The following is a 10,897-nucleotide window of genomic DNA, read 5'->3' on the forward strand; positions in this document are numbered from 1 at the left end:
GGACATGCCGGTCCAGCGCTGCAAGGTGTCCAGCCAGGGCTGCGCCATGAACCCCGCGTTGGGCTGCTGCATCCACACGTCGATGATCTCGTCAGGCATCGGTTTTCCCTTCGCGCGCGGCGGAGTCCGCGCAAAAAGCGTGGCCCGGCTTGACAGGGGCGGTCAATGGATCAATAGTGAGCCTTTGAGGGGGTCGAGCGGCGCGCGGAAGGGTAACCGGATGACCGACCGGATCAGCACTGCCAGGGGCTTGCTCACCGTCGACCGGCTGCGGGAACTGGTTGATTCCGGCGAGATCGACACCGTTCTGGTCGCGATGACCGACATGCAGGGCCGCCTGCAGGGCAAGAGGTGCGCGGCGCGGTACTTCCTCGAGGAGGTCGTGCCGCACGCGACCGAGGCCTGCAACTACCTGCTCGCCGTGGACGTGGACATGAACACCGTCGACGGTTTCGCGATGTCCTCATGGGAGAAGGGCTACGGCGACTTCGTGCTCCGACCGGACCTGGGCACCCTGCGCCTGCTGCCCTGGCATCCGGGGACCGCGCTGGTGCTCGCGGACGTGGAGTGGGTCGAGGGCGGGGCGGTGCCCGCGTCGCCGCGGCAGGTGCTGCGGCGCCAGCTGGGCCGGCTCGCCGAGCGCGGCCTGACCGCGTACGTGGGCACCGAACTGGAGTTCATCGTCTTCGACGACAGCTACGAGCAGGCCTGGCGGCGTGGGTACCGCGAGCTTGCTCCGGCCAACCAGTACAATGTGGACTACTCGCTGCTGGGCACCGGTCGCCTCGAACCGCTGCTGCGCCGGATCCGCAACGAGATGGCCGGTGCCGGGATGTACGTCGAGTCCGCCAAGGGCGAGTGCAACCCCGGCCAGCACGAGATCGCCTTCCGCTACACCGACGCGCTGTCCACTTGCGACAACCACAGCATCTACAAGACCGGGGCCAAGGAGATCGCCGCCCAGGAGGGCCGGAGCCTGACCTTCATGGCCAAGTACAACGAGCGCGAGGGCAACTCCTGCCACATCCACCTCAGCCTGCGCTCGGCCGAGGGCGAACCGGTGCTCGCCGGGGACGGCCGGCGCGGGTTCTCCCCGGTGATGGAGCACTTCCTGGCCGGGCAGCTGGCCTGCCTGCGCGAGCTGACCTACTTCTTCGCGCCGAACATCAACTCCTACAAGCGTTTCGCGGCGGGCAGCTTCGCGCCCACGGCGGTGGCCTGGGGCACGGACAACCGCACCTGCGCGCTGCGGGTGGTCGGGCACGGACCGTCGTTGCGGGTCGAAAACCGTGTTCCGGGCGGTGACGTGAACCCCTACCTCGCGGTGGCGGCGCTGGTGGCCGCCGGCCTGCACGGGATCGAGCACGAACTGCCGCTCGAACCCGAGTTCACCGGCAACGCCTACGCTTCGGGTAAACCGGCCGTGCCGTCGAACCTGCGGGACGCGGCCGCACTGCTGGCGAAGAGCGATCTTGCCCGCGCGGCCTTCGGCGACGAGGTCGTCGAGCACTATCTGAACTCCGCCCGCGTCGAACTCGCCGCGTTCGACGCGACCGTCACCGACTGGGAGCGGATCCGTGGTTTCGAACGGCTCTGAGCCCGCCCCGCGCGCCTCGCGGCCCGTGGTCGGTATCTCGACCTATGTGGAGCAGGCGCGCTGGGGTGTGTGGGACACCGGCGCCGCACTGGTGCCACGGTCCTATGTGGACTGCGTGGTGCGCGCGGGCGGTGTCCCGGTGCTGCTGCCCTCGGTCGGCACGGACACCTCGGCGCTGGCCGCCGTCGACGCGGTGGTGATCGCCGGGGGCGCCGACGTCGATCCCGCACGCTACGGCGAGATGCCGCACGAGAAAACCGTCAGCCGCCCCGAACGGGATGCCTTCGAGTTCGCGCTGGCGGCCGATGCCGTGGCGCGGGGCCTGCCGGTGCTGGGCGTGTGCCGGGGCCTGCAGGTCCTCAACGTCGCGCTGGGCGGTTCGCTGACCCAGCACCTGCCCGACAAGCTCGGGCACGCCGAGCACCAGCCGGGGCCCGGCGTCTACGGGCACAACCGGATCACACTGGCCGCCGACAGCCGGGCAGCCGCGATCCTCGGCACCCAGGCGAAGGGGCACTGCTACCACCATCAGGCCGTGGCGCGGCTCGGCACGGGGCTGCGGGCGGTGGGCTGGGCGGCGGACGGCACCACCGAGGCGGTGGAGCTGCCGGGCGAGCGGTTCGTGCTCGGGGTGCAGTGGCATCCGGAACAGGACGTCGAAGACGTACGGCTGTTCGCGGCACTCCTGGAGGCCGCCACGTGAACGAGGGCCGACCGGTTGTGGCCAGAGCCGTGAGGGGTCCCCTCACGGCACGCGGAACACTGGAGGTGGCGACATCGTGACCGTTGTGGACGTGGTCGACCCGGCGACCGAGGAGGTCTTCACCTCGGTGCCGCTGGCTTCGCTGGAGGAGACCGACGAGGCGATCGCGCGGGCGCAGGCGGCCCTGCCCGCCTGGCGCGCCGTCGCCCCCGGCGACCGCGCGCGGCTGCTGCGGGCCTTCGCCGAGGCGGTGGACGCGGACCGGGAGCACCTGGCCCGGCTGGAGGTGCGCAACTCCGGGCACACGATCTCCAACGCCCGCTGGGAGGCGGGCAACGTCCGTGACGTGCTGCACTACTACGCGGCGGCGCCGGAACGCCTGCTCGGCAGCCAGATCCCGGTGCCGGGCGGGGTGAACGTCACGTTCCACGAACCGCTCGGCGTGGTGGGGATCATCGTGCCGTGGAACTTCCCGCTGCCGATCGCGGCCTGGGGGTTCGCCCCCGCGCTGGCCGCGGGGAACACCGTGGTGCTCAAACCGGCCGAGCAGACGCCGCTGACCGCGCTGCGGCTGGCGGAGCTGGCGCGGCAGGCCGGCCTGCCCGAGGACGTGTTCCAGGTGCTGCCGGGGGCGGGGCCCGTGGTGGGGCAGCGGTTCGTGACCCACCCCGCGGTGCGCAAGGTCGTGTTCACCGGCTCCACCGCGGTGGGCAGGCGGATCATGGCGGGCTGCGCGGAGCAGGTGAAGCGGGTCACCCTCGAACTCGGCGGCAAGAGCGCGAACATCGTCTTCGCCGACGCGAACCTGGAGAAGGCCGCGGCGACCGCGCCCTACGGCGTGTTCGACAACGCGGGCCAGGACTGCTGCGCCCGGTCCCGCATCCTGGTGGAACGGCCGGTTTACGACCGGTTCCTGGAGCTGCTGGAACCGGCGGTGCGCGGGGTGGTGGTCGGCGACCCGGCCGACGAGCGCACCGAGATGGGCCCGTTGATCTCCGCCGCGCACCGGGCGAAGGTGGCCTCCTACGTTACGGACGGCACGAGGGTCGCCTTCCGGGGGAGCGCCCCGGACGGTCCCGGTTTCTGGTTCCCGCCCACCGTGGTGCTGCCGGAGTCCCCGGCCGATCCGCTGGTCACCGACGAGATCTTCGGCCCGGTGGTGGCGGTGGTGCCGTTCGACGGCGAGGCGGACGCGATCCGGCTGGCCAACGACACCGCCTACGGGCTGTCCGGGTCGATCTGGACCTCGGACGTGGGCCGGGCGTTGCGGGTCTCGCGCGGGGTCGAGGCGGGCAACCTGTCGGTCAACTCGCATTCTTCGGTGCGGTACTGGACGCCGTTCGGCGGGTTCAAGCAGTCCGGCCTCGGCCGGGAGCTCGGCCCGGCGGCGGCCGAGTCCTTCACCGAGACCAAGAACGTCTTCCTGAGCACGGAGGTATGAGGTCCATGCAGCGTTTCGACGGCCGCGTCGCGGTGATCACCGGCGGGGGCAGCGGCATCGGCCTGGCCACGGCCCGGCGGCTGGCGGCCGAGGGGGCCAAGGTGGTGGTCGCCGACGTCGACGCGGTCGCGGGCAAGGCCGCCGCCGACGAGGTGGACGGCGAGTTCGTCGCCACGGACGTGACGAGCGAGGCGCAGGTCCAGGCGCTGTTCGACACCACCGTGGCGCGGTTCGGCTCGCTGGACGTGGCGTTCAACAACGCCGGGATCTCCCCGCCCGAGGACGACTCGATCCTCACCACCGGCATCGAGGCCTGGCAGAAGGTGCAGCAGGTCAACCTCACCTCGGTCTACCTGTGCTGCAAGTACGCGATCCCGCACATGCAGCGCCAGGGCAGGGGCTCCATCGTCAACACCGCGTCGTTCGTGGCGGTGATGGGCGCGGCGACCTCCCAGATCTCCTACACCGCGTCCAAGGGCGGGGTGCTGGCCATGACCCGTGAACTGGGCGTGCAGTTCGCGCGGGAGGGCATCCGGGTGAACGCGCTGTGCCCGGGACCGGTCAACACGCCGCTGCTGCGGGAACTGTTCGCCAAGGACCCGGAACGGGCCGCCCGCAGGCTGGTGCACGTGCCGCTGGGCCGGTTCGCCGAGCCGGAGGAGATCGCCGCCGCGGTCGCCTTCCTCGCCAGTGACGATGCGTCGTTCATCACGGCGTCACAGTTCCTGGTGGACGGTGGGATCAGCGGCGCGTACGTTACCCCGCTGTAAGGGCGCTGTAGAGTGAAACCAGACAACTGAACACGGCCGACATGAGCCTGAGCGGGAGAGCCCCCGTCACCACACGGGGCACCGAAGGAGCAACTTCCCCGCCAATCTCTCAGGTACCAGTTACCGCTCGGGCCAGGCCACTCTGGAAAGCAGGCGCAGCCGGTGCGCCTCACCCAAGGTGAAAGCCGCGCGAGCGGTGAAACTCTCAGGTGCCGATGACAGAGGGGGAGTTCCCAGCCGCGGGCGAGCGAGTCCGCGTCCGGTAGTGAGGAGCTCCCGTGTTGTTCGCCGACCGCCATATCGGACCGTCCGGGCACGAGCAGGCCAAGATGCTCGCCGAGTGCGGGTACTCGAGCCTCGACGCGCTCGTGGAGGCGGCCGTGCCCACGGCCATCCGCAATCCCCGCGAACTCGACCTGCCCGTGGCGGCCTCCGAGCAGGACGCACTCGCCGAGCTGCGGGCGATCGCGGCCAGGAACCGGCCGATGACGCAGATGATCGGGCTGGGTTTCCACGACACGGTCACCCCGGCGGTGATCCGCCGCAACGTGCTGGAAAGCCCCGCCTGGTACACCGCCTACACGCCCTACCAGCCGGAGATCTCGCAGGGCAGGCTCGAAGCGCTGCTCAACTTCCAGACCATGGTGTCCGACCTGACCGGCCTGGACACCGCGAACGCGTCGCTGCTGGACGAGTCCACCGCGGTGGCCGAGGCCATGATGCTGATGCGGCGCGCCTCCAAGGCCAAGTCGCAGCGGGTGGTGCTGGACGCCGAATGCCTGCCGCAGACCATCGCGGTGGTGCGCACCCGTGCCGAGGCGGTCGGCATCGAGGTGGTGGTGCGCGATCTGGCCACCGGCTTGCCCGAGGAGTTCTTCGGCGTGGTCGTGCAGTACCCCGGGGCCTCCGGTGTCCTGCGGGGCAAGGGTTTCTACGAGGCGATCGGGACCGTGGCCAGGGAGGCGGGCGCGCTCTACACCGTCGCCGCCGACCTGCTGGCCCTCACCCTGATCGAGGCGCCGGGCGAGTTCGGCGCCGACGTCGCGGCCGGGACCACGCAGCGCTTCGGGGTGCCGCTGGGCTACGGCGGCCCGCACGCCGGCTACCTGGCCGTACGGTCCGGCCTTCAGCGGTCGATGCCCGGCCGTCTCGTCGGGGTCTCGGTGGACGCCGACGGTGCCCCGGCCTACCGGCTGGCGCTGCAGACGCGGGAGCAGCACATCCGCCGCGAGAAGGCCACCTCCAACATCTGCACCGCCCAGGTGCTGCCCGCGGTGCTGGCCGCGATGTACGCGGTCTACCACGGCCCGGACGGACTGCGGGACATCGCCGCCCGCGTGCATTCCCTCGCTTCCGGGCTGGCGGCCGCGCTACGGGACGGCGGGGTCGAGGTCGTCCACGAGAGTTTCTTCGACACGGTGCTGGTGCGGGTGCCCGGCCGTGCCGCCCGGCTGATCGGCGACGCACGCCGCTTCGGCGTCAACCTCGGCCTTGCCGACGAGGACCACGTCCGCATCGCCTGCGACGAGGTCACCACGGAGGACGCACTGCGCCGGGTGCTGCTCGCCTTCGACCTGGAGGCCCACGCGGAGCCGGGTGCCCCGGCGCTGCCCGCCGGGCTGGCCCGCCGGTCGGAGTTTCTGACCCACGAGGTCTTCCACTCGCACCGCTCCGAGACCGCCATGCTGCGCTACCTGCGGCGACTGTCCGATCAGGACTACGCACTGGACCGCGGCATGATCCCGCTGGGCTCGTGCACCATGAAGCTCAACGCGACCGCGGAGATGGAGCCGATCACCTGGCCCGCCTTCGCCGGACTGCACCCGTTCGCCCCGGCCGAGGACGCCGCGGGCTACCGCGAGCTGATCGGCCAGCTGTGCGGCTGGCTGGCCGAGGTCACCGGCTACCACAGCGTTTCGCTGCAGCCGAACGCCGGAAGCCAGGGCGAACTGGCCGGGCTGCTGGCGATCCGCGCCTACCACCGGGCCAACGGGCAGGAGGGGCGCACCGTCTGCCTGATCCCGTCCTCGGCCCACGGCACGAACGCCGCCTCCGCGGCGCTGGCCGGGATGCGCGTGGTGGTGGTCGCCTGCAACGACGACGGCGATGTGGACCTCGCCGACCTGCAGGCCAAGGTGGACGCCCACCGCGACAGCCTGGCCGCGATCATGGTCACCTACCCGTCCACCCACGGCGTGTACGAGAACGGCATCACCGAGATCGCCCGGATCGTGCACGAGGGCGGCGGCCAGGTCTATGTGGACGGTGCCAACCTCAACGCGCTGCTCGGGCTGGCGAAGCCGGGCGAGTTCGGCGGCGACGTGTCGCACCTGAACCTGCACAAGACGTTCTGCATCCCGCACGGCGGTGGCGGGCCGGGCGTGGGGCCGGTCGCGGTGCGCGAGCACCTCGCGCCGTACCTGCCGAACCACCCGCTGGACGAGGCGGCGGGCCCGGCCACCGGGGTCGGCCCGATCTCGGCCGCGCCGTACGGATCCGCGTCGATCCTGCCGATCTCGTGGGCCTACGTGCGGATGATGGGTGCCCCCGGGCTGACTTCGGCCACCAAGGTCGCGGTGCTGGCCGCGAACTACGTGGCCGCACGCCTGGCCCCGCACTACCCGGTGCTCTACACCGGGCGCAACGGCCTGGTCGCCCACGAGTGCATCCTGGACCTGCGCGCGCTCACCAAGCGCACCGGCGTGACCGTGGACGACGTCGCGAAGCGCCTGGTGGACTACGGGTTCCACGCGCCGACGATGTCCTTCCCGGTGGCGGGCACGCTGATGGTCGAGCCGACCGAGAGCGAGGACGTGGCCGAGATCGACCGGTTCTGCGACGCGATGATCGCCATCCGCCGCGAGATCGAGGAGATCGCCGAGGGCCGCTGGCCGGTGGAGCGCAGTCCGCTGCGCAACGCCCCGCACACCGCGGAAACGCTGACCTCGGACTGGGATCTGCCCTACGACCGGAAGCTGGCGGTGTACCCGCAGGGAGTCTCGCCCAAGGCGAAGTACTGGCCGCCGGTCCGCCGCATCGACGGCGCCTACGGCGACCGCAACCTCGTCTGCTCGTGCCCGCCGATCGAAGCCTACGGGAGCTGACCCATGCACACCGCACTCCATGGCGTCCACAAGGGACTCGGCGCGCTGTTCACCGACTTCGCGGGCTGGGAGATGCCGGTCCGGTACTCGAGCGAGCTCGCCGAGCACCGGGCCGTGCGTGAGGCCGCGGGCCTGTTCGACCTCTCGCACATGGGCGAGATCGAGCTGACCGGCCCGCAGGCGGCGCAGGCGCTGGACTACGCGCTGGTCGGCGCGCTGTCCGCGGTCAAGCCCGGCCGCGCCCGCTACACGATGATCTGCGCGCCCGACGGCGGCGTGCTGGACGACCTCGTGGTGTACCGGCTGGCCGAGGAGAAGTTCCTCGTCGTCGCCAACGCCGGCAACGCGCCCGCCGTCGCCGCCGAACTCACCGCCCGGGCCTCCGGCTTCGACGCCGAGGTCACCGACCGTTCGGCCGGAACCGCGCTGGTCGCGGTGCAGGGCCCGCACTCCGCGGCGATCGTGGGCACGGTGACCGGAGCCGATCTGGCGGAGCTGAAGTACTACGCGAGCATGCCCGCCCGGGTGCGGGAGCACGAGGTGTTGCTGGCGCGCACCGGTTACACCGGCGAAGACGGCTTCGAACTGTACGTGCCCGCGGCCGAAGCCTCGGATCTGTGGCGGATCCTCAGCGAGGCCGGAGCGGCGCACGGGCTGCTGCCCGCCGGGCTGGCCTGCCGGGACACGCTGCGGCTGGAAGCCGGAATGCCCTTGTACGGCAACGAACTGAACCGCGAACTGTCGCCGTTCGACGCCGGTCTCGGCCGCGTGGTGAAGTTCGACAAGCCCGGTGACTTCGTCGGCAGGGACGCGCTGGCGGCCCGGACCGAACCGGAGAAGATCCTGGTGGGGCTGCGCGGCAGCGGGCGCCGGGCGCCCCGGCACGGCTACCGCGTGCTGGACGGGAACCGCGAGATCGGGGAGATCACCAGCGGTGCGCTGTCCCCGACGCTGGGCCATCCGATCGCCATGGCCTACGTGCCCGCCGGATACGGCGAGGCGGGGACGAGCCTGTCGGTGGACATCCGGGGCCGCATCGAACCGGTCGAGGTGGTCTCGATGCCGTTCTACCGCCGCGGCTGAAATGGCCATCAGCGTCTTCGACCTGTTCTCCATCGGGATCGGGCCGTCGAGTTCGCACACCGTCGGCCCGATGCGGGCGGCCTGCCTGTTCGTCGCGGCGCTGGCCGAAGAGGGGCTGCTTCCCCGCACCACCCGCGTCCGGGTGGAACTGTTCGGCTCGCTGGGGGCGACGGGGCACGGCCACGGCAGCGACCGGGCCGTCCTTTTGGGACTGTCCGGTGAGCGGCCCGAGGACGTGGACACCGCTTCGGTGCCGGAAAAGGTCGCGCGGATAAGGGAAACCGGCCTGCTGACCCTTCCCGGCGGTCCCGAGATCGCCTTCGACGAGCGGACCGATCTGGTGCTGCACCGGCGCCGGTCGCTGCCGGAGCACCCGAACGGCATGGTCTTCCGCGCGTTCGGGCCGGACCTGCTGGCCGAACGCACGTACTACTCGGTCGGCGGTGGTTTCGTCCGTGGCGAACTCGGGATCGCCGAGGACGACACGAAGCTGCCCCATCCCTTTTCCACCGGCGCCGAACTGCTCACGCTGTGCCGAGAAACCGGGCTGCCGATCAGCGAGATCATGCTGCGCAACGAGCTTTCCTGGCGCAGCCGCGACGAGATCAGGCAGGGCCTGCTGCACATCTGGGAGGTCATGGCCGACTGCGTGCGCGAGGGCTGCGCACACGACGGCGTGCTGCCCGGCGGGCTGAAGGTACCGCGGCGGGCGAAGGCCCTGCACGAAAAACTGCTCGCCGAGGAGGGCACCGAGGACTCGCTGTCCGCAATGGACTGGGTCAGCCTGTACGCGCTCGCGGTCAACGAGGAGAACGCCTCCGGGGGCCGCGTGGTGACGGCACCGACGAACGGGGCAGCCGGGATCATCCCGGCGGTGCTGCACTACTACCGCCGGTTCGTCCGGGAGTCGGGCGACGACGGGGTGGTCACCTTCCTGCTCACCGCCGGGGCGATCGGGTCGATCCTCAAGCAGACCGGCTCCATCTCGGGCGCGGAGGTGGGCTGCCAGGGAGAAGTGGGCTCCGCGTGCGCGATGGCCGCGGCGGGGCTGACCGAGGTGCTGGGCGGCACCCCCGCGCAGGTGGAGAACGCGGCGGAGATCGGGGTCGAGCACCATCTGGGGCTCACCTGCGATCCGGTGGGCGGGCTGGTGCAGATCCCGTGCATCGAACGCAACGCGGTCGGCGCGGCGAAGGCGATCCACGCGGCGCGCATGGCGCTGCGCGGCGACGGCGTCCACGTGGTGACCCTCGACAAGGCGATCAAGACCATGCGCGAGACCGGCGCGGACATGAAGGTCAAGTACAAGGAGACCGCGCGCGGCGGACTCGCCGTCAACGTGATCGAATGCTGACATGGAAAGCGGCGCGGGGGAGGCGTTGTTCCGGCCGGTGAGGGCCGGGAACGCGTTCGAGGAGACGGTCGAGCGCCTGCTGCAGGCCATCCGGCTCGGGGTTGTCGGCGCCGGTGAGCGGCTCCCCGCCGAACGGGAACTGGCCGAGCGGCTCGGCGTCAGCCGGGTCACGCTGAGGGAAGCGATCAGGGCGCTCGCCGACGCGGGGTACGTCGAATCGCGGCGGGGCCGCTACGGCGGCACCTTCGTCAACGAGACGCTGCCGGAGCCGTTGGAGGAGGAGAGCCTCCGGCTCACCGTCGCCGAACTCGAGGACACCCTGAGCCTGCGGCACGTGCTGGAGACCGGCGCCGCGGAACTGGCCGCGAGCCGCCCGCTCGGTGAGGCCGGGCGCGAACACCTGACCGCGACGCTGGCCGAGGCCTCCGCCGCCGATCTCGCCGACTACCGGCGCCGGGACTCGCGCCTGCACCTGGCGATCGCGGAGGTGACCGGATCCGGCTCGCTCACCTCCGCGGTGGCGGACGTGCGGATGCGAGTGAACCGGCTGCTCGACCGGATCCCGCTGCTGGAGCCGAACCTCGAGCACTCCAACGTCCAGCACGACGCGATCGTCCGGGCGATCCTCGCCGGTGAGGCGGCGACCGCCCGCCAGGCCATGGCCGAACACCTGGAGGGCACGGAGTCCCTGCTCCGCGCCTTCCTCGCCTGAGCAATCCCGGCCGGGCGGGCCGTGAGGGGTCCCCTCACAGCCCTATCGGCCAGGGTTCGGGCAATGTCGCGTGAGTGTTGGCCGTGAAGGGTCCCTTGAGTTTTAACGTTTGGTTTTGGTTTTTGTCTTGTTT

General features: G+C 71.2%; 8 protein-coding genes and 2 riboswitches. All 8 genes read left to right on the forward strand.

Annotated elements, in window-relative coordinates; translation table 11 throughout:
* The first annotated feature begins 220 nt into the window (after positions 1-220).
* Entirely contained in the window at positions 221-1,597 is a 1,377-nt protein-coding gene (locus FNH05_RS21720; protein WP_186382669.1) for a glutamine synthetase family protein, read from the forward strand.
* The gene (locus FNH05_RS21725) at positions 1,578-2,300 is read left to right on the forward strand and encodes a gamma-glutamyl-gamma-aminobutyrate hydrolase family protein (protein WP_144590552.1); all 723 of its coding nucleotides are present in this window, start codon (positions 1,578-1,580) and stop codon (positions 2,298-2,300) included. The genes FNH05_RS21720 and FNH05_RS21725 overlap by 20 nt, the downstream gene beginning before the upstream one ends.
* A gap of 76 nt (positions 2,301-2,376) precedes the next feature.
* Positions 2,377-3,741 carry an aldehyde dehydrogenase family protein gene (locus tag FNH05_RS21730; protein ID WP_186382670.1) on the forward strand — a complete coding sequence of 455 codons (1,365 nt, stop codon included), beginning with the start codon at positions 2,377-2,379 and terminating at the stop codon, positions 3,739-3,741.
* Positions 3,742-3,746: 5 nt separating this feature from the next.
* Positions 3,747-4,511 carry a 3-oxoacyl-ACP reductase gene (locus FNH05_RS21735; protein WP_144590559.1) on the forward strand — a complete coding sequence of 255 codons (765 nt, stop codon included), beginning with the start codon at positions 3,747-3,749 and terminating at the stop codon, positions 4,509-4,511.
* A gap of 42 nt (positions 4,512-4,553) precedes the next feature.
* A riboswitch (glycine riboswitch) is annotated at positions 4,554-4,647 on the forward strand.
* A 1-nt stretch (position 4,648) separates the two neighbouring features.
* A riboswitch (glycine riboswitch) is annotated at positions 4,649-4,740 on the forward strand.
* Positions 4,741-4,789: 49 nt separating this feature from the next.
* Positions 4,790-7,615: an aminomethyl-transferring glycine dehydrogenase gene (gcvP, locus tag FNH05_RS21740; protein ID WP_144590554.1), complete on the forward strand. Its 2,826-nt coding sequence runs from the start codon at positions 4,790-4,792 to the stop codon at positions 7,613-7,615.
* 3 nt (positions 7,616-7,618) lie between these two features.
* The gene (gene gcvT, locus FNH05_RS21745; protein WP_144590555.1) at positions 7,619-8,698 is read left to right on the forward strand and encodes a glycine cleavage system aminomethyltransferase GcvT; all 1,080 of its coding nucleotides are present in this window, start codon (positions 7,619-7,621) and stop codon (positions 8,696-8,698) included.
* Position 8,699: 1 nt separating this feature from the next.
* On the forward strand, positions 8,700-10,052 hold the full coding sequence (locus FNH05_RS21750) for an L-serine ammonia-lyase (protein ID WP_144590556.1): 1,353 nt from the start codon (positions 8,700-8,702) through the stop codon (positions 10,050-10,052).
* A 1-nt stretch (position 10,053) separates the two neighbouring features.
* Positions 10,054-10,764, forward strand: coding sequence for a FadR/GntR family transcriptional regulator (locus FNH05_RS21755; RefSeq protein WP_144590557.1), 711 nt, complete (start codon positions 10,054-10,056; stop codon positions 10,762-10,764).
* Positions 10,765-10,897: the final 133 nt, after the last annotated feature.

The sequence above is a fragment of the Amycolatopsis rhizosphaerae genome (genome assembly GCF_007713715.1).
Classification (GTDB): Bacteria; Actinomycetota; Actinomycetes; order Mycobacteriales; family Pseudonocardiaceae; genus Amycolatopsis_E; species Amycolatopsis_E rhizosphaerae.